The sequence below is a fragment of the Pseudomonas syringae group sp. 26L6 genome (assembly GCF_032587815.1).
Lineage (GTDB): Bacteria > Pseudomonadota > Gammaproteobacteria > Pseudomonadales > Pseudomonadaceae > Aquipseudomonas > Aquipseudomonas amygdali.
Genome location: NZ_JAWHPJ010000011.1, coordinates 311,580 through 330,719, shown reverse-complemented (window position 1 = coordinate 330,719; position 19,140 = coordinate 311,580). Strand labels below are relative to the sequence as shown.

Annotated in this window: 17 protein-coding genes and 1 pseudogene; 8 read left to right on the top strand and 10 right to left on the bottom strand. The window is 57.1% G+C overall.

What is annotated here, in order from left to right:
- Positions 1 to 196 precede the first annotated feature (196 nt).
- The 4 genes and pseudogenes from RYA97_RS26395 to RYA97_RS06390 form a co-directional block, all read left to right on the top strand.
- Positions 197 to 964, top strand: a pseudogene (locus RYA97_RS26395) (MCP four helix bundle domain-containing protein); the annotation flags it as partial.
- The gene (locus RYA97_RS26390; protein WP_369812046.1) at positions 941 to 1,822 is read left to right on the top strand and encodes a methyl-accepting chemotaxis protein; all 882 of its coding nucleotides are present in this window, start codon (positions 941 to 943) and stop codon (positions 1,820 to 1,822) included. The pseudogene RYA97_RS26395 and the gene RYA97_RS26390, both read left to right, overlap by 24 nt.
- 216 nt (positions 1,823 to 2,038) lie before the next feature.
- On the top strand, positions 2,039 to 2,668 hold the full coding sequence (locus RYA97_RS06395) for a response regulator (RefSeq protein WP_005780871.1): 630 nt from the start codon (positions 2,039 to 2,041) through the stop codon (positions 2,666 to 2,668).
- Between the two features lie 46 nt (positions 2,669 to 2,714).
- Positions 2,715 to 4,304 (top strand): hybrid sensor histidine kinase/response regulator, encoded by a 1,590-nt coding sequence (locus tag RYA97_RS06390; protein ID WP_004666227.1) that lies wholly within the window; start codon positions 2,715 to 2,717, stop codon positions 4,302 to 4,304.
- Positions 4,305 to 4,351: 47 nt separating this feature from the next.
- Here the strand turns inward: RYA97_RS06390 and RYA97_RS06385 are convergent, their stop codons facing one another.
- Together RYA97_RS06385 and RYA97_RS06380 are read right to left on the bottom strand one after the other, a co-directional pair.
- Entirely contained in the window at positions 4,352 to 4,849 is a 498-nt protein-coding gene (locus tag RYA97_RS06385) for a hypothetical protein (protein ID WP_039847271.1), read from the bottom strand.
- Between the two features lie 229 nt (positions 4,850 to 5,078).
- On the bottom strand, positions 5,079 to 6,347 hold the full coding sequence (locus RYA97_RS06380) for an OmpP1/FadL family transporter (RefSeq protein WP_005745311.1): 1,269 nt from the start codon (positions 6,345 to 6,347) through the stop codon (positions 5,079 to 5,081).
- Between the two features lie 345 nt (positions 6,348 to 6,692).
- Between RYA97_RS06380 and RYA97_RS06375 the strand changes: the two genes are divergently transcribed.
- Positions 6,693 to 7,193, top strand: a complete 501-nt coding sequence (locus RYA97_RS06375; RefSeq protein ID WP_005754201.1) for a GAF domain-containing protein — start codon at positions 6,693 to 6,695, stop codon at positions 7,191 to 7,193.
- 13 nt (positions 7,194 to 7,206) lie between these two features.
- Here the strand turns inward: RYA97_RS06375 and RYA97_RS06370 are convergent, their stop codons facing one another.
- Positions 7,207 to 7,662, bottom strand: coding sequence for a GNAT family N-acetyltransferase (locus RYA97_RS06370; protein WP_010193010.1), 456 nt, complete (start codon positions 7,660 to 7,662; stop codon positions 7,207 to 7,209).
- A 298-nt stretch (positions 7,663 to 7,960) separates the two neighbouring features.
- Here RYA97_RS06370 and RYA97_RS06365 point away from each other — a divergent pair, with 298 nt between their 5' ends.
- From RYA97_RS06365 to RYA97_RS06355, 3 genes are all read left to right on the top strand, one after another.
- The gene (locus RYA97_RS06365) at positions 7,961 to 9,784 is read left to right on the top strand and encodes an EAL domain-containing protein (RefSeq protein WP_016982266.1); all 1,824 of its coding nucleotides are present in this window, start codon (positions 7,961 to 7,963) and stop codon (positions 9,782 to 9,784) included.
- 91 nt (positions 9,785 to 9,875) lie between these two features.
- On the top strand, positions 9,876 to 10,661 hold the full coding sequence (locus tag RYA97_RS06360; RefSeq protein WP_004666230.1) for a sulfite exporter TauE/SafE family protein: 786 nt from the start codon (positions 9,876 to 9,878) through the stop codon (positions 10,659 to 10,661).
- Positions 10,662 to 10,880: 219 nt separating this feature from the next.
- Positions 10,881 to 11,081 (top strand): hypothetical protein, encoded by a 201-nt coding sequence (locus RYA97_RS06355; RefSeq protein ID WP_002555178.1) that lies wholly within the window; start codon positions 10,881 to 10,883, stop codon positions 11,079 to 11,081.
- A gap of 251 nt (positions 11,082 to 11,332) precedes the next feature.
- Here the strand turns inward: RYA97_RS06355 and RYA97_RS06350 are convergent, their stop codons facing one another.
- The 7 genes from RYA97_RS06350 to RYA97_RS06320 form a co-directional block, all read right to left on the bottom strand.
- Complete coding sequence (locus RYA97_RS06350) at positions 11,333 to 11,527, bottom strand: hypothetical protein (protein WP_005745315.1); 195 nt, start codon at positions 11,525 to 11,527, stop codon at positions 11,333 to 11,335.
- 189 nt (positions 11,528 to 11,716) lie between these two features.
- Positions 11,717 to 11,956: a PLD nuclease N-terminal domain-containing protein gene (locus RYA97_RS06345; protein WP_002555179.1), complete on the bottom strand. Its 240-nt coding sequence runs from the start codon at positions 11,954 to 11,956 to the stop codon at positions 11,717 to 11,719.
- Between the two features lie 244 nt (positions 11,957 to 12,200).
- Positions 12,201 to 13,754, bottom strand: coding sequence for a galactarate dehydratase (gene garD, locus RYA97_RS06340; protein WP_005780862.1), 1,554 nt, complete (start codon positions 13,752 to 13,754; stop codon positions 12,201 to 12,203).
- Positions 13,755 to 13,764: 10 nt separating this feature from the next.
- Positions 13,765 to 15,150 (bottom strand): MFS transporter, encoded by a 1,386-nt coding sequence (locus tag RYA97_RS06335; protein ID WP_005780860.1) that lies wholly within the window; start codon positions 15,148 to 15,150, stop codon positions 13,765 to 13,767.
- Between the two features lie 163 nt (positions 15,151 to 15,313).
- On the bottom strand, positions 15,314 to 16,225 hold the full coding sequence (gene kdgD / locus RYA97_RS06330; protein ID WP_005745319.1) for a 5-dehydro-4-deoxyglucarate dehydratase: 912 nt from the start codon (positions 16,223 to 16,225) through the stop codon (positions 15,314 to 15,316).
- A 297-nt stretch (positions 16,226 to 16,522) separates the two neighbouring features.
- The gene (locus tag RYA97_RS06325) at positions 16,523 to 17,272 is read right to left on the bottom strand and encodes a FadR/GntR family transcriptional regulator (RefSeq protein ID WP_002555183.1); all 750 of its coding nucleotides are present in this window, start codon (positions 17,270 to 17,272) and stop codon (positions 16,523 to 16,525) included.
- 98 nt (positions 17,273 to 17,370) lie between these two features.
- Positions 17,371 to 19,104, bottom strand: coding sequence for an ABC transporter ATP-binding protein/permease (locus RYA97_RS06320; RefSeq protein ID WP_005745320.1), 1,734 nt, complete (start codon positions 19,102 to 19,104; stop codon positions 17,371 to 17,373).
- Positions 19,105 to 19,140: the final 36 nt, after the last annotated feature.

Below are 19,140 nucleotides of genomic sequence, written 5' to 3'. Positions count from 1 at the left end.
CGGCGACTGGTGTCCGGAGATTTTGCCAAATTAGGAAGTCTTTTTCAGAGTTTCCTTAACAGAACCCACATGGCATTATGTCCATCATGAAATAACTTTCATCGCGATTAATTAAAGCTCCTCAGGCGTCAGCAGAAAAACAGATATCGGAAAGGAACGCATTGCCCTTCCGCCTGTTTTGCCGCTGGAGGCAACCATGAACATCAGATCGCTGAATATTTCACGCAGGGCATCCCTGTTTTTTGGCGTTATTACCTTGCTGCTGATTGGCCTCGGAGGATTCTCCTACGTGCAGATCGACCATCTGCGCACGGCCGAGCAGAACATCGAAGAAAACTCGTTGCCCAGCATTCAGGTCGTCGACGACATTCAGATCGCCCTGCTTCACGCTCGTCTGGAAAGCATCAGGATGCTCGCCAGTACCGATCCTGCCGTGCACAGCACAGCAGAAGCCAAAGCCCGGGAAGCGATAGAGGCGCTCAGGTCGAACAGCGAGTTTTATCGGAAAAATCTGATTTCGGGCGAAGCCGACCGTGCGCAATTCGAAGACGCCAACAGCAAGATGGGGGCCTACATCGACGGCGTGAAACAGATCATCGCCCTGGACAGTTCCGATCATGAGAAAGCTGTTTCCTTTGCTAACGCAGAACAGGTTCAGCGCGCCAATGCCTATCAGGAAAAACTCACCACCCTGCGTGGGCACAACGCTGAAGAAGCCGTAAGCTCCGGAAAAGATGCCACCGACGTGTACAACCACAGCGTCAATGTATTGCTGACCGTTGTTATTGCAGCGTCCCTTCTGACTGTGGTTCTGGCGATTACCCTGACACGCAGTATTGTCGATCCGCTCAACGCTTCCCTCAAACTGGCAGAAGACATCGCCGCAGGCGACCTGACCCGGCAACTGGGCATTACCGGCAGCGACGAAGCATCACGCTTGATGACGGCCCTCAACACCATGTCGGGGAACCTGCGTACCACCATTCATGAGATTTCCGGCGCATCCGCCCAATTAAGTACCGCTGCCGTCGAGATGACGTCAATCACCGAAAGCGCCGACCGTACACTGCAACAACAGAACAGCGAAATCGAACAGGCCGCCACTGCTGTAAACGAAATGAGTGCTGCCGTAGAAGAAGTCGCTCGTAATGCTACGTCTACCTCCCAGGCCGCCCAACAATCCAGCCTCTCTGCCGACCTGGGCAACCAGCGCGTGACCGAAACCCTGACCGCCATGCACAACCTGACCGGCCTGGTCGAGGGCTCCTCTGCACAAGTCACGGCCCTGGCCGGCCAGGCACAGGACATCAGCAAAGTGTTGGGCGTGATTCGCGGAATTGCCGAGCAGACCAACCTGCTGGCATTGAACGCAGCCATCGAAGCCGCGCGTGCCGGTGAACAAGGCCGGGGGTTTGCCGTGGTGGCTGATGAAGTACGCGCGCTGGCACATCGCACACAAACGTCCACTCAGGAAGTCGAACAGATGATCTCGGCGATTCAGGCCGGTTCTTCGGCCACAGTCGAGTCCATGCAGAAGAGCACTCAGGAAGTCCACAGCACTCGCAAGACGGCAGAAGACGCCGGACAATCGCTGCGCCAGATCACCGACTCGGTACTGGAAATCAATAACCGTAACCTGCAGATCGCTGCGGCATCGGAACAACAGGCGCATGTAGCACGTGATGTTGACAGAAGTCTGATCAGCATCCGTGATCTGGCCGTACAGAGCAGCGAAGGCACCCGGCAAACACTGATTGCCAGTACCGAACTTTCGCAGTTGGCAGTCAACTTGAATGATCTTGTACTGCGCTTCAAGACATAATGCGAAACGGGATCCATAACTATCAGGCATGGCGGCAGGGCAGCGGATTCGTCTGCTGCACCTTTTCATAGCGCTAGTGCCATTTCTGGCAAAAAAAAAATAACAAAATGCCAGCACTCGGCTGTCATTAAAGTTGCATTTCATGTGTTTCATTAACGATACAAATACCTGCTATCAGGTATGATGCGCGCTACTTGAATACGGGAAGTATGAGGTATGCCGTGCAGAATCATTGTGGCCGACGACCACCCGCTGTTTCGTGAGGGCATGCTGCGTACTATCGAGCGGCTGATACCCGAAGCGATTATTGAAGAAGCAGGCAATCTGGATGAAGTACTCACCCTCGCACGCCGGGGTGATGAGGTCGACACACTGGTGCTAGACCTGCGCTTTCCGGGGCTCACTTCGATGCAGACCATCGGCAGCCTGCGCAGCGAGTTCAAACGCACTTCAATCATTGTCGTCTCGATGGTCGATGATCTGGACACCATTTCACAGGTCATGTCTCAGGGTGCGGATGGCTTCATCGGCAAAAATATAGACCCCCTGGAAATTGCCGAATCCATCATCGCCATCCGCGATGGCGAAGTGGTGGTCAAGTACAAGCCCGAAGGTTCGTTACTGAGCGATCTGGACTCTGGCGCAATCAGCCATCTGACCGTACGTCAAAGAGAAGTACTGGGGCTTGTGGCGTCGGGAAAAACCAACAAGGAAATCGCCAGGGATCTGGGTATTTCACCCTTTACCGTGCGTATTCATGTCTCCAGCCTGCTCAAGGCGCTTGGTGTGCCCACCCGATCGGCCGCCGCTGCACAGTTTTCCAGCCTGGCCGGCAAACAGCACTGAGACGGTAGCCGTCATGTCACTACTGCCCCAACGAATAGATCTGGAAATGACTCAGGCGCTGCTGCGCATGGCGGTCATTGCCACATCGATCCTTTACGCACTGATCGCGTATGGGATGGGTGAAATGTCAGAGAACAAGCTGTTTGTGATCCTGGCTTATTGCATGGGCTTCGGCGTCGTCACGGTGGGGCTGATCATACGCATTGCCCAGCGCCCGGGTGCCTCCGGCAGACGACGTCTGTTTGCCCTGGTGACCGATAATCTGGCGGGAATCGTAACGATCTCGGTTGGCGGCGAGGCCATGTTGCCGGTGTACTCGGTAATGCTGAGCATGACGGTCGGCTACGGTATGCGCTACGGTCGCAACTACCTGCTGCTGGCAACCGGCTTTTCCATGATTTCGTTGATGATCATCATCGTGCTCACGCCGTTTCTGCGTGAACACCATGCTGTGGCCGTCATGATGATCCTGACCATGCTGGTCCTGCCACTGTTTGTCTATTTTCTGCTTGGCCGACTGCACATGGCCCTTGAAGAAACCCAGGCGGCCAATCAGGCCAAGTCAAGGTTTCTGGCACAGGCCAGTCATGACCTGCGCCAGCCGATCCACTCCATCAGCCTGTTTACTGCCTGCCTGCGCGATGCGGCTTTGGGCGATAACGAACAACGTCTGGTAAATAACATCGACCGGGCATTGAGTGCGGTAGAACAACTGTTTCGTTCGTTGCTGGACATCTACACCCTCAATCAGGGCGAAGTCGCACCGCGCCCCGAATCAGTCGACCTGGATGCACTGCTCAACGGGCTGGCCGCTCAGAACAGCGAGGCTGCCACCTGGGCTGGCGTGGACATTCGCGTACACAGCGGCAACCATCACGTCTGGACCGACCCGGCATTGTTGCGCACGCTGTTGCAGAACCTTGTCTCCAATGCTTTCAAATACGCGCCGGGCAAACCGATTCTGATTGGCTGTCGCCGGCAAAAAGGCACAGTCAGCATTGGTGTTTATGATCGGGGCCGCGGCATACCCGCCGAGCACTTGCCGCACTTGTGCAACGAGTTCTATCGCGTCCGCGAGAAGCGTGACCGCGACATTGAAGGTGTTGGCCTGGGGCTGAGTATCGTCAGCCGTATCGCCAGGCTCATGAATCTGCGGGTCAATATCAGTTCAGTGCCCGAGCGCGGCACTGCGGTAACCGTCAGCGGCCTGAAAGCCGTGGCCGCCAGCCAGCCGGTGAACAACATCGAAATCAACTGGAATACCCGCCTGCTTTCCGGCCTGCGCGTCATGCTGATCGAAGACAATCGCAACGTGCTTGAAGCCACCGCCATGTTGCTGCGCAGATGGGGCTGCGAGGTACAGACCTTCAGCAGCATCCCCGAGATCAGTGTCGACTGTGATCTGGTAGTCACTGACTTCGATCTGGATCGTACGGCCTCGGGCGCCGACTGCATTGCCTACCTGAGCGGGCTGCAGGGAAGGCGCATACCCGCCATCGTGATTACCGGCCATGAGCTTCAGCACGTCCGGCAGACGCTGAACGATCCGGATATCCCCGTTCTATCAAAACCGGTAAGGCCGGTCGAACTGCGCTCGCTGTTGCTGAGTTTCAAGGCCGGTTCGGCGGTGTACTGACAGTCGTTGGAATGTGTTGCTTGCAGACGTTGGGCAGCGAGCTGTGGTCAATCAGTTGTGAAGCGCTCAACCACATTGCCCTTGAACTTGATGAAAATGCGCGTAATCGACGCTTTTCTTCCGGTAGCTTGCGTGCCGCTCAGTGTGCTTGCGTCGCCTATCATTTCCTGCGCATCGCCCATACGCGATTGCCCTTGAAGCAAGGTGGATGCCGCGTCTCCGGAACCGTATCGGTTGGAGTACTTGACCGCCATTTTGGTCAATGAGTTAAGACCTGATTCGTTACGGTCGTAGTACCACTCAGAGCTGTTATCGGAAACATTGTCCTGTGCCGAATAAGGCGCACCAAACGCCTGGCGAATCTGTTCCTTGGTCGACTTGCGGGCAATGATGTTGGCTTTTATATAGTCAGGCGCATATTTGTAATCACCGGTCAGGGTATCGAGCGGGTTGCCGCCACCGGTCGAACAGGCCGTCATGGTTACTGTGACCAGCGTAATCGCCGCCAACCCCCTTATGTTTGCCAAATGGCGAGAAATACCCATGCGCGTTCCCTCTGAAAACAAAGTCTGTTGTGAGTGATCCGTTTACACCACTGCAAGACCTGTTACGGTCGCGCACGCGCGGCCGGCGACGTTATAAAAACGTCGTCTGCCATCAACAAGTCAGGGTGTTATTCAGCGCATTAGCTTAAGTTGCCGAACCAGGGCCAGCCATAGTACGGATGTACTAGTAACAGTAAGGATGTACTGCTTCTGCAGACTGACAACTTTCTCAGAAACGGTAAGTCGCCCCCACGCCCAAAAAGCTGGCGCGGTTCTGATAGCGCGCGCTGTAACTGGCCAGCGCATTGGCACGGCTGACATCAACGCTTTCTTCTTTAAGATAGGCGTAGGCAACATCAAGGGTCAGTTCTTTGCTGACGTCATAACCCGCCCCCACACTGAAGATCGTACGGTCGCCGGTCGGTGTGCGTGGCGAGCGATTGGTATTGCTGGTCGGTGACTGATCCAGACGGATGCCGGTACGCAACGACCAGTGTGAATCCAGTCGATACGATGTGCCGAGCGCATAGGCCCAGGTATCGTGCCAGTCCAGCCCGCCAGCGATAGCGCCAGACAAGGACGCAGCAAGTATCCCTCCACGCGCAGGGCTGATGTTCTCGGTGCTGAAACTCAGGTCCTTCATGCGGCTCCAGCGCGTCCAGGTCGTCCCCGCATAAAGTGTCCAGGCATCGGTGAGCTTCTGGGTGACTGACAATTCGTAGGATTCAGGAGTATCGACCTGTAGCGAGCAGTCATAGCGATTGCTGCTCAGCAACTGGGCTGGCGTACCGGCACCTGTGGCAACCTCGGTGTGGCAATCCAGGTCGTAGCGCACTTTGGAGTGGTAGGTCAAACCAGCCTGCGTGGTATCAGTCAGGCTGGCCAGAACGCCGATATTGAAGCCCAGCGCGACATCCTTGCCCTTCACCTTCACATTACTGTCGGCGATGGCCGGGTTAAGCGTCAGGTCCGACTCCAGCGAGCCGGCAAACTGATTGATGGTCGGCCCGAAGCCCACCGATACCCTGTCATTGAAGGCATAACTCAATGTCGGTTGCAGGGTCAGAACTTTTGCATCGCTCTTGCTGGCAAAGGCGCGCCCTTGAAAACCGCGTTCGTAATCCGTCGCCAGACCGAACGGCACGTACGCGCCAAGGCCGATGGCCCAGTGTTCATTCAGCCTGCGAGTATAAAAACCGAACGGGATGGCCTTGAATGGCACCATGTCGCCATCGTTGCTGCCGCTCGAACGTCCACTCACCTGGCTGATATCCGTCGATGCATCGATAAAGGTAGCGCCACCGGTGACCTGCTGGCCGGCCAGACGCGCCATGCCTGCAGGGTTGCCGTATACCGTGCCGGCATCTTCGGCGGCAGAGGCCCGGCCCGCAAACGCTGTGCCCATGCCGCTTATACCTTGCTCGTTAAGCGCAAAGCCACCTGCATACAAGTGCGTAGAAATCATGGCAACCGTGAAGCCCAGGGTCGTCTTGTGCATGGTGTTCAATGCTCGCAGTAAAGGGGGTCCGGTCAACCCGTTTGAAGGGGAAACTGCCTGCATACACCTGCAAAGTGTTTTCAGGCATTCCATGCGCTGGCAAACCTGCGATTTTATCAACGCAAAAATAGGATCCCTATAGTACACATGTACTAGTACACACCTCTTGGGTAAGTCCTTAACGTTGACAAGGGCATTAAACTCGTTAAATAGTTGGAGGCGAGGAACACAATATTTTATGTAAGCCACGATCAGGTATGGCACGATCACTTCCTGCACAAGATCGGCAGCGTCAGGCGTACTGCCAAGGCTGCATCAGTGCTTTTATGACCAGGGTGACGCATTTTGAACAACAAATTGACTTCAGCAGAGCTGGCAGTCATCAGTGAGATCGAGGCCACTTCCAGCCTTTTAAGGCTGGTGACCCGGCTGACCGGCCTGAGATTCGCGGCAATTGCCAAAGTAACCGAAACCAGCTGGACGGCATGTGCTGTGTACGACGAGATCAAGTTCGGACTGGAGGCCGGTCACGAGCTCAAACTGGAAACCACGCTGTGCAATGAATTGCGCCAGCATAAGTGTCCTATCGTAATCAACGAAGTTGCCACGGATGCGGTCTACGCAGAGCACCCCATCCCGAAACTCTATGGCTTTCAGAGCTATTTCTCGTTGCCGATCATTTTCCCCAACGGAGACTTCTTCGGCACGCTGTGCGGTCTGGACAACCTGCCGACGCCACTCGACGATGCCGATACGCTCGATACCCTGAAAGTCTTCTGCACGTTGATCGCCAGCACGCTTTACGCGCACTACCAACTGCAGGAAATGCAGGAAGTCACTGCTTAAGGCATGGAATGCCTCAGGTGCGCAATTGCCGTTCCATGATCAATGTGCGCTCCTCCCCTTCCTGATGCTCTCGTACCAACCTGAAACCCAGCGCCTTGTAAAACTCCTGCGCAGTCAAGGATGACGGCACAATCAGCAGCCCTATATCAGTCTCCAGGGCGACACGTTCCAGCTTTGCCATCAACAAACGCCCGACGCCCCGACGATGCCAGTCAGGGTCGACAAACACCGAGCGCACAACCTGACCCTCCAGGCTGGCAGTTCCGACAACCTCCGCCACCGCCACCGCCACAAACATCCGACGTTGCTGCATGAGCCGCTCAATGGCAGACGGGCTGAAACTCAGTTGCACGCGCTCGATCACACTGACCGGGTAATCCCTGGCATTGCTGGTGCGCAAGGCAGCCAGCACCACTCGACTGATGGCGTCAGCGTCTGCTCTCCGTGCGGATCGAACCTTGATGTCCATTTTTCGTACCTGGGCAGATAAACCGCACATGAAGAGCACAGTGAAAGCCGGCTTCGTTGATACCGAGCCATGACCGTTTTGCTGATGTGTAACCAAACGACGAATGGCATTTTTTGTAACACTCTGCATACAAACGAGCAGGCCCTTTATCTTATGGGGCTGCGCGACCGATAGCGCTTAAAAAGTAGCCGTCTGCGGCCGATCAACCTGTACCTCGCCTGTAATTGAATTTTTTTCATCTGTTAAAGTCGGCTCCGTGATGTCATATAGTCATCACCGAACACCCATCGAGAATTTTATGAACGCCAGTGCCCCCATTCCGCTGAATGAAACGCAACGTCTGTTGCGCATCAGGGAGCTGTGCGTACTTGAAAACACCTCTGACGACGTGTTCGATGAAATCGTGGCGATGACCGCCGATTTCTTCCAGGCGCCGATTGCGTTGATCTCGATTGTCGATGAACACCGTCAGTGGTTTCGCGCCAGAGTGGGTTTGAATGCCCAGGAAACGCCACGCAACGTCTCCTTCTGTGCTTACACGATCCTTTCCGACTCGCTGTTTGAAATTCCGGATGCGACCCTCGACGACCGGTTCATGAACAATAGCCTGGTGACCGGCCACCCCGATATTCGCTACTACGCGGGTGCCCCGCTGATTACCGATGACGGCATCGCTCTGGGCAGCCTGTGCGTGATCGACACCAAGCCGCGTGAACCGATGAGCGAGCATCAGATGCAGATGCTCAAGCGTTTCGCCTCACTGGTCATGAAGCGCATAGTCAGCTTGCGCCTCAGTTGCTTCATTGACCAGCCGACCGGCCTGTACAACCGGTCACGCCTGCAGGAAGACATCCATCAGGCACTGCTATCAAGCGTTGATTATCAGTTGGTCGTGGTGGACATGATCACCTCTGCGTTCCTGAACGATATCGTCAAGGCTCTTGGCTACAGCTTCTCTCAGGATCTGGTGACAGAAATCAAGAGCCGCCTGGAGCATCTGCTGCCGCCAACCTGTTCGCTGTACAAGGTCAGCCCTACCCGCTTCGGCTTTCTGCTGCCCGGAGAAAGAGCGCCTGATCATCTGTTTCGTACCATTCTCGAAGACTTCGAGACACCGGTAGAATGCCGGGGCATCCCGGTGCAGATGCAGGTGGGTCTGGGGGTTGTCACCCTGAACCGCGACCCGACCGAAGAGCCGGACTGGATGCGCATGGTCATCAGCGCTGCCGATGATGCCCGCGACCGGAATCTGGGCTGGGCGATGTATGAGCCGCACTTCGATGCCGCCCAGCAACGTGCTTTCAAACTGCTCAGTTCGTTGACCAGCGCAGTCCACTCGCATGATCAACTGCGCCTGGTCTACCAGCCGCGCATCGACCTCGCCTCTGGTGTGTGCACCTCGGTAGAAGCCTTGCTGCGCTGGAACCACCCGACGCTCGGTCCCATCGGACCTGCCGAATTCGTACCGCTGGCCGAGAAAACCGCACTCATGCGTCCGCTGAGTCTGTGGGTGCTGACAAGCGCAATCGAGCAGGCCGCCCGCTGGCAGCAACAAGGCTTCGATTTCCGTATTGCGATCAACGTCACCCCGGAAGACCTTACCGGCCCGGCTTTCACTGACCGGATGATTCGCCTGCTGGGCCAGCACAAGATCGACCCCACACGCTTTGAGCTGGAGTTCACCGAGGGCGCGTTGATGCACAACCCGGCCGAAGTGCGTCACCAACTGGAACGCATGCGTCAGATGGGCATGGATGTGGCGATCGATGACTTTGGTACGGGCTACAGCAACTGGAACTACCTGCGGCAATTGCCCGCGACCACCGTCAAGCTCGATCAGTCGCTGATTCGCAATCTGGCGTCTGACAAGACCGATCAGCGTCTGGTCAAGGCGCTGATCGGCCTTGCCAAGAAGCTGGGTTATTGCGTGGTGGCCGAAGGCATCGAGACAGACGAAATTCGCCGCCTGGTCAAGCAATGGGGCTGTGATGAGGGGCAGGGCTATCTGATTTCCAAACCTATGGAAGCCGACGCCGTACTCAACTGGCTAGGCCCGGACCGCCGCCTGCAAACGGTCACTGAGGCCGCCGAAGCCGCTATCATCCGCGACAAACGGTTATAACCTTAGAACACTTCTTCATAACCGTTTGCAACACAAGCCGTTATGCTGCCCGCCACTTTTTGCCTGATGCGTTTGCTTGAATAGGTTGGTTATGGAAGCGGGTGGTCTGGGGTTTGTAGTTGCAGGGTTGGTAGTCGGTTTTATCGTTGGCATGACCGGAGTCGGCGGCGGCTCGCTGATGACGCCCATTCTGTTGTGGTTCGGGATCAACCCGGCCACGGCGGTCGGCACGGACCTGCTATATGCAGCGATTACCAAATCCGGCGGGGTTCTGGTACATCGCAAGAATGACAACATCGACTGGAAAGTCACCGGTCTGCTGACCCTGGGCAGCGTCCCTGCCGTGCTGCTGACGCTGTGGTTCCTGAGCACACTGCATACCGCACCTGAGGCCCTGAACGCGATCATAAAGCAGGCGCTGGGCTTTGTACTGCTGTTGACTGCCCTGGCCGTTCTGTTCAAGAAAAAGCTGCTGGCCTTCGCTCATGGTCGCGGGGATGGACATTCGTTTTTCAGCGGTACGAGCCTGACAGTATTGACCGTCATCACCGGCTTGATCCTCGGCACCATGGTCGCACTGACGTCCATTGGTGCGGGCGCGCTGGGTACCGTGGCGTTGTTCATCCTCTACCCTCTGCTACCGACCCGGCGTCTGGTAGGCACGGAAATCGCCCACGCCGTCCCTCTTACGCTGGTTGCAGGTCTGGGCCACGCGAGCATGGGTAACATGAACTGGGAATTGCTGGGCTGGCTGCTGATGGGTTCATTACCGGGCATTTACCTGGGCAGCCACATGGCGGGCCGCGTTTCCGACGACCTGCTGCGGCCTTTCCTGGCCATCATGCTGGGCATGATCGGCTTCAAGCTGGTGTTCTGATCGGCGCCTATCCATCAGCCTGTCACATTTCTGAGTCAGGCTTGCCCACGAACAAAGTCTCGAAAGCCGCAGAGCCGGTTTGCCTGCAGGCCGTGCGCACTCATCGGGAATTGTAATTTTTTGTAGCGAGACACCGATTTTCGGCGCAGGATTTCGTGCGTCAGCTTCAGCGCCGATGACCCGGCACAGACTTACCCTCACTGAAAGGAGATGCCAACAATGCTCATCCGAATTGAAGAAGGTGTATATGGCGACGCTTGGGTTGTAATACTGGACGACTATCCGGTCAAATGCCGGAGCTGGCAGGAAGCCAGAGAATTTGCCGACCGCATGAAATCCAGAATCGACGCGCCTCATTCGCTGCCGCACATGACACGCCGCGCAGCCGCCGAAATAAGCGTTCAGGCGGCCGCCCGCTAGACCGACTCCATCCCCGCGAATCACTCGACACAGCGTTGCCACGCAACCGGCGACGCTGTTTCACCCCGTCACCACGCCGCTTGAATTATCGAACCACTTCTCGTTTCCATGACATCCGTTTCACATCCTCTTCACGTCCGGCTGCGTAAATTGACCCCACTCCTTTGATGAATCCCATTTGGCCCACCCCGTTGTGGGCCATTTTTTTGCCTGTAGAAAAGTACCAGCACTCCTCCATGGATCAGGCCGGGTTATTCGCTTCGCACTGTTTGCGACGAAGAAGCAGTCAGGACCGGACTGCTCAGGACACCAGCGCTCAGCTCCGCCAAGCGATCATTGCCTGTACCGTTGGCCGTATTGTTGCTCCAATTCGCTGTCGTCGTTGCCACCCAGCCCAACACAAACAATGCAACCGCCTGCAACGCCCACTTGGTAATGATCGACATGTGCTCTCTCCTTGTTCGGGTCTGGATGGCGAGCATGTAAACACCTCACCATGACAGAAGAATTGCAGAGATTTTTATTTTTGCCAGCCACAAGCCCATCTTTGTGAAAAGAAGGTTTGTGAAACAGGAATGAGCGGTCTGCAAGAGAAATACCCACACTCATGAGCGGGGTATTTCCGGAAGGCGGGGTCAGTACTTGGTGCTTTGCTGCTCAGGTCTGGCAGGCGTGTCCACATGGCGCGGACCAGCGACCAGCAGGGCCAATACGCCAGCAATCGGCACGGCAACAACAACGATGATCCACATCAGCTTGTTGCTGGATTGTGTCTTGCTCTTGCGAATACGCATGACTGCCCAAATGTCCGAAATCACGATCAGAGCAGTCAGCGCTGCAAACAGCCACAAATGATTTTCCGATATCCAACCCATTTGAAATCTCCTGCACCATCAACGAAGGCAGCCAGACCGGCTGCCCTACTGTAGAAGATGCTGGAAAGCGGCCTAAAGTTCAGAGAATCTTTCGGATTGTGACCGGGTGCTCAGCCCAGAGGCAAGAGCGTCCAGCACGGCACACACAAGCAGAGCATGAGCACGATAGGCGTATTCCTCTGCACATCGTTCCTCAAGCTCCAGCGTGGGAATGCCGTTCGTGACGCTCCGCGTCACACTCCCGTCAGGTAATCGGTGCCGGGTTGAACAGCGTGATGTCGTTGTGCAGCCGGTAGTGCTCGGTCCAGGTCTTTTTCTTGCCGCTGGCCACATCCAGATAGAAGTGGAAAAGCTCCCAGCCCAGGTCCTCGATGCTTGCGCGTCCTGTGGCAATGCGTCCGGCGTCTATGTCGATCAAGTCAGGCCAGCGCTGAGCCAGTTCGGTGCGGGTCGAGACCTTCACCACCGGTGCCATCGCCAGACCATACGGCGTACCGCGTCCGGTAGTGAACACATGCAGGTTCATACCGGCCGCCAATTGCAACGTACCGCAGACGAAGTCACTGGCAGGCGTAGCGCAGAAGATCAGCCCCTTGCCATTGACCCGCTCACCAGGGCCGAGCACGCCATTGATGGCGCTGCTGCCTGACTTGACGATAGACCCTAGAGACTTCTCGACAATGTTCGACAACCCGCCCTTCTTGTTGCCAGGCGTGGTGTTGGCGCTGCGATCAGCCTCGCCTTTGGCCAGGTAACGGTCGTACCAGTCCATTTCCCGCACCAGAGCCTGCGCGACCTCCTGGTCCTGCGCGCGTGATGTCAGCAGATAGATGGCGTCGCGCACTTCGGTTACTTCGGAAAACATCACCGTCGCACCGGCACGCAGTAACAGATCCGAGGCGTAGCCCAGCGCCGGGTTGGCGGTGATGCCGGAAAACGCATCACTGCCGCCGCACTGCATGCCAAGGATCAACTCCGACGCCGGAACCGTTTCGCGACGCCGCAGATCCAGCTTTTTCAAACGTGTTTCGGCCAGTTCCATGATCTGTTCGATCATTTCATTGAAGCCATGACTGGAATCCTGCAAGCGATACAGCCAAGGCTCGCTGAGGTCCACCGAGCTGTCGCCCTCATGCATGACCTGCCCGGCCTGCAACTTCTCGCAGCCCAGGCTGATCACCAGCGCCTCGCCACCCAGGTTCGGGTTGCGTGCCAGATTGCGCACAGTACGAATCGGAATATAGGCATCGGTGGCAGTGATTGCCACGCCGCAGCCGTAGCTGTGAGTCAGGGCCACGACGTCATCGACGTTCGGGTACTTGGGCAACAGCTCGTCGCGGATGCGCTTGACCGCGTGGTCCAGCACACCGGTCACGCACTGCACGGTGGTGGTGATACCCAGAATGTTACGGGTACCCACGGTGCCGTCAGCGTTGCGATAGCCTTCGAAGGTATAACCCTCCAGCGGGGCCTGTTTCTCGGGCACCGCGTCGGACATCGGCAGGCTGTCGAGCGCAGGTGCCGAGGGCATGCGCAGTTGGCCTTCCCTGACCCAGCTGCCACGCGGTATCGGTTGCAGCGCATAGCCTATGGTGTGGCCATAACGAATCACGGCCTCGCCCACGGCCAGGTCAACGGTGCTGACCTTGTGGCTCTGCGGGACGTTATCGACAGTCACCAGGCCGTTGTCGAATTCGGTTCCGGCCGGCACGCCCTGGTCGTTGACCACGACCACGACGTTATCCAGCGGATGCAGCCGGATATAGCGCGGCGAATCGGCATGTTGAATCAGGTTCATCACGGTTTCCTCAGGATTTCGCTTCGGAAAGGTCGCTGACCGAGTCGTTCAGCAATGGCCCCTTGGCAGGCGGCTCTTTCAATTCCACACGCTTGATTTCACCCACGATGAAAATGTAACTGATTACCGCCAGCAGCGCGTTGGCGCCCACGAACACCAGTGCCCATTTGAACGAGCCGGTGCTGCTGATGATGTAACCAATCACGATCGGAGTGGTGATCGATGCAATGTTACCGAAGGTGTTGAACAGACCACCGCTCAAACCGGCAATCTGCTTGGGTGAAACATCGGACATGACAGCCCAGCCCAGTGCTCCGACGCCTTTGCCGAAGAATGCCAGGGCCATGAAGCCTACCACCACCCATTCGATATCAACGTAGTTGCAGGTCACGATCGAGGTGGACAGCAGCAGGCCACCGATGATCGGCGCCTTGCGGGCAAAGGTCAGCGAGTGGCCCTTGCGCAGCAGGTAGTCGGAGATGATTCCGCCCAGCACGCCGCCAATGAAGCCACAGATAGCTGGCAACGAGGCAATGATGCCCGCCTTGAGGATGGTCATGCCGCGCTCCTGAACCAGGTACACCGGGAACCAGGTCAGGAAGAAGTAGGTGATACCGTTGATGCAGTATTGGCTGAGGTAGATACCCAGCATCATGCGGTTGGTCAGCAACTGGCGGATGTAATCCCACTTCGGTCCGCTGCTGGCTGCTTTTTCCTTGCCTTTGCCCTTGTCCTGATCCAGGTCGACCAGCGCACCATTGCTGGAGATGTGCTCGAACTCGGCCTCGTTGATCATCGGGTGATTGCGCGGGCCGTAGATGACCTTCATCCAGATCATCGAGAACAGGATACCGACTGCGCCCATGACCACGAACACGTGCTGCCAGCCGTAGGTGTAGACAATCCAGCCCATCAGCGGAGCGAACAGAACGGTGGCGAAGTATTGCGCCGAGTTGAAGATCGCCGAGGCCGTGCCGCGCTCGGCGGTCGGGAACCAGGCGGCGACGATGCGGGCGTTGCCCGGGAAGGAAGGCGCTTCAGCCAACCCGACCAGAAAGCGCAGCATGAACAGCGCGACGATGGCGGTGGAAATGCCGAACTCACCCACATAGCCTTGCAGCAGGGTGAACAGCGACCAGGTGAAAATGCTCATGGCGTAGACTTTCTTCGACCCGAAACGGTCGAGCAGCCAGCCACCGGGGATTTGACCGGCCACGTAGGCCCAGCCAAATGCGGAGAAGATATAGCCCAGAGTGACCGGAGTGATGCCAAGGTCTTTCTGGATGCTGGAACCAGCGATAGCGATGGTGGCACGGTCGGCGTAGTTGATCGTGGTGACCAGAAACAGCATCAACAGAATCAAATAGCGGACGTGCGTCGGCTTGGACTTTTGCATGGTAGAGCTCCCACTGATTATTTTTTTACGCGGGTAAAGCTGTTTTTGGGCGTTGCATTACAGGCCCCTTGGCAGTGTCGCGGCGACGACAGCTACCACCTGTAAGGGTCATGCATTCCAACGACAAAACCGCTGATCGCTCAGCGGTTTTGTCCTGGGGGTGTTACTGCTTGCCTTGTTTGTCCATCAGCGCGGCGAGCATGTCGCACTCGTCCGGAGTCAGGTCAGTCAATGGCGCACGCACCGGGCCTGCGTCGTAGCCGGCGATTTTTGCGCCCGCTTTGACGATACTCACGGCGTAACCGGCCTTGCGATTGCGGATTTCCAGATACGGCAGGAAGAAATCGTCGATGTACTTGCCGACCGCCTCGTGATCGTCACGGGCAATGGCGTGGTAGAAGTCCATCGCCAGCTTCGGCACGAAGTTGAAGACCGCAGACGAGTAAACCGGCACGCCCAGCGCCTTGTAGGCAGCGGCATAGACTTCAGCGGTCGGCAGGCCGCCCAGGTACGAGAAGCGGTCGCCGAGACGGCGGCGGATCGAAACCATCAGCTCTATATCACCCAGACCGTCCTTGTAACCGATCAGGTTCGGGCAACGCTCGGCCAGTTGCTCCAGCAGGGTTGGGGTCAGGCGGCAGACGTTACGGTTGTAGACAACCACACCGATCTTCACCGACTTGCACACCGCTTCAACGTGGGCGGCAACGCCGTCCTGACTGGCTTCGGTCAGGTAATGCGGCAGCAGCAGCAGACCTTTGGCGCCCAGACGCTCGGCTTCCTGAGCGTACTCGATGGCCTGACGGGTCGGACCGCCTACACCGGCCAGGATTGGCACGCTGGTGGCGCAGGTGTCGACGGCAGTCTTGATGATTTCGGAGTATTCGCTGGCGGCCAGGGAGAAGAACTCACCTGTGCCACCTGCGGCGAACAGAGCACTGGCGCCGTACGGAGCCAGCCACTCGAGACGTTTGATATAGCCCGCGCGATGGAAGTCGCCCTGAGCGTTGAAATCGGTAACCGGGAAAGACAGCAGACCGGATGAGAGGATGGACTTCAGTTCTTGTGGATTCATTATTCGAACACCCTGGAGGACATAATTGTTAGAGGATCACCGGGTCAGCGCCGATGTCGTAAGTCATCGTACAACTGATAATAAAATCACTCAACAGGGATTTTCGGGTTTTTTCAGAGGGAGAGGACCGGGGGCCGTTTTTGGCTCACGCGATGCTGCGTAGATTTGTGACGCAGAGCGTCACGACAGGCATTCCCACGCTGGAGCGTGAGGAACGTTAAACCTCAATCCACCTAACCTATCGTGCGACGCTCCGCGTCGCATGCCGTTCTGGACGCTCTGCGTCCTCTTTAATCGTCAGGCCCGCTGCGACTCGGCTTCTTCGTGGGCGTGGCGCAGGCGTTCGCGGCTGTTGGTGAGGTGCAGGCGCATGGCGGCGCGGGCCGCATCGGAGTCCTGACGGGCGATGGCGTCGAAAATTTCTTCGTGCTCGCGGCTCAGGCGGTCCATGTAGTGCTGCTGATCATCATGGGCCAGACGCGCAGAGTTCAACCGTGTGCGCGGGATGATGCTGGTGCCCAAGTGGGTCATGATGTCCGTGAAATAGCGATTGCCGGTCGATAGCGCAATCTGCAGGTGGAACTGGAAGTCAGACGCCACCGCATCCGTGGCGTGTGCGGCACTTTCATTGAGCGCGTCCAGCGCCGAACGCATCGCCGCCAACTGCTCGTCACTGCGCCGCTGGGCTGCCAGCCCGGCCGACTCGACTTCCAGGCTGATACGCAACTCGAGAATAGCCAGCACATCACGCAGAGTGACAATGGTGGCCGGATCGATACGGAACCCACTGGGGCTTGGCGTATCGAGAACGAAGGTGCCGATGCCGTGGCGGGTCTCGACCAGACCGGACGCTTGCAGGCGCGAAATCGCCTCGCGTACCACGGTGCGGCTAACGCCCTGCTCTTCCATGATTGCGGATTCGGTAGGCAGTTTGTCGCCACGCTTGAGCTGACCGCTGCGAATTCGCTCGGACAGCTCAGTCACCAACTCCTGCGCGAGGCTGCGGTGTTTTCTACGGGCGCGGGGCGGAGCGCTTTGATTTTCCATCCAACATCGATCTCTGGACTGCTAAACATGGGCTAATCATAGCTCAGCGGTTGTATGATCACACCCTCAAAAGCGCCACCCGCCCAACAGCGTCAACCTCAAACCGCTGCAGGTGTCGGTTGCTCGAGCAGTTTTGCGCCCTCGATACGCACATGCCGACCATGAAAGCGTTTGAGGCTGCTGCGATGTCCGATACTGACCAGCGTCAGACCGGGCAGGCCATCAATGATTGCGCGGTGCATGGCAGCCTCGTCATCCTCATCCATGGCCGAGGTGGCCTCATCCATATACAGCCAGCTTGGCGCGACCAGCAAGGCGCGAGCAAACGCCACTCGCTGCTGCTCGCCGGGCGACAGAAAGCGTTGCCAGTGATTACTTTCATCCAGTCGCGGTATCAGGTGCTCCAGACGACACTGGTTCAGCACCTCTGCAAAGCGTTCTGCCGGGTAGCGTTGCGCAGGTTGTGGATAACTCATTGCCTCACGCAAGGTGCCGATGGGCAGATAAGGCCGTTGCGGCAGGAACAGCGCCGTCCCTGTGGGCACGCAAATCTGGCCCGAACCGTGCGGCCATAGCCCACCGAAAGCCTTCAGCAACGAGCTTTTGCCACTGCCCGAGCGACCACTGAGCATCACTCGCTCTCCCGGACCGATATGCAGATTGGCATCGCTCAACAGTTGACGCCCCCCTGCGAGGCTCAATTCCAGGCCACGCAGGTCCAGTGTGTCGTTAGCGTGAACCCTTTCAATGGCGGGTTGCTGCGCTTCATGATCAGTCATGGCCTGACGGAAGCTCAGCAGGCGGTCACAGGTGGCGCGCCATGAGGCCAGCGTGCTGTAGGCGCTGATGAACCAACTGAAGTTCTCCTGCACATTACCGAATGCCGAATTGATCTGCATCAGATCACCCAACTCGATCTTGCCCGAAAAATACCGCGGCGCAGCCACGATGAAAGGAAAGATCAGGGCAATCTGCGAATAACCCGATGTGAAGAACGTCAGTCGCTTCTGGACTTTCATGGATGCACGGAAGTTATTCCAGATCATCATGAAGCGCCCGCTGAGGCGCTGGTTTTCATTACGCTCGCCCTCGGACAAGGCAATACTTTCGGCGTTTTCCCGTACACGCACCAGAGCAAAACGCAGGTCCGCCTCAAAGCGCTCCTGTTGGTTGTTCAACGGGATCAGCCGCTTGCCGATCCAGTGCGTCAACAGGCTGCCGATAAGCGCATAAAGCAGGGCCGCCCAGAACATATAGCCGGGTATGGTGACCCCGAACAGTTCGATGCTGCCCGACACGCCCCAGAGAATGACCGAGAACGAGACAAGACTGACGACCGCACTCATCAAGCCAAGCCCCAGACTGAGGGTGCTGGTGGTGAACTCGTTGAGGTCTTCGGACAGACGCTGGTCGGGGTTGTCGGTATATCCGCCCTGCTCCAGGTGGTAGTAGTTCTTGTCTGCTAGCCAGCGGGCGAAGTGCTGTTCAGTCAGCCAGCGACGCCAGCGAATGGTCAGCAACTGGGTCAGGTACAGACGATAGACCGCCGCCAGAATGGCGATCGCGGCGATACCGCTGAAGTACAGGATCAGGTGGGTGAAGGCAGCCAGGTCCTTATTCTGCAGCGCGTTGTAAAAATCCCGATACCAGCTGTTGAAGAAGACCGACACTTGTACGCTGAACAGCGACAGCGCAATCACCGAAACCAGCAACAGCCAGGCGGTGACCTTTTCCTCACTGCGCCAATACGGCGTTATCAGCTTCCAGACGCGGCGTAGAAACGCCCCTTTCACAGTGTCGTTGACGGCAGAATATTCAGCATTGCGATTCATGTAGGTCAGGCTCGCTCTCTTTGAAAGTACGATGCC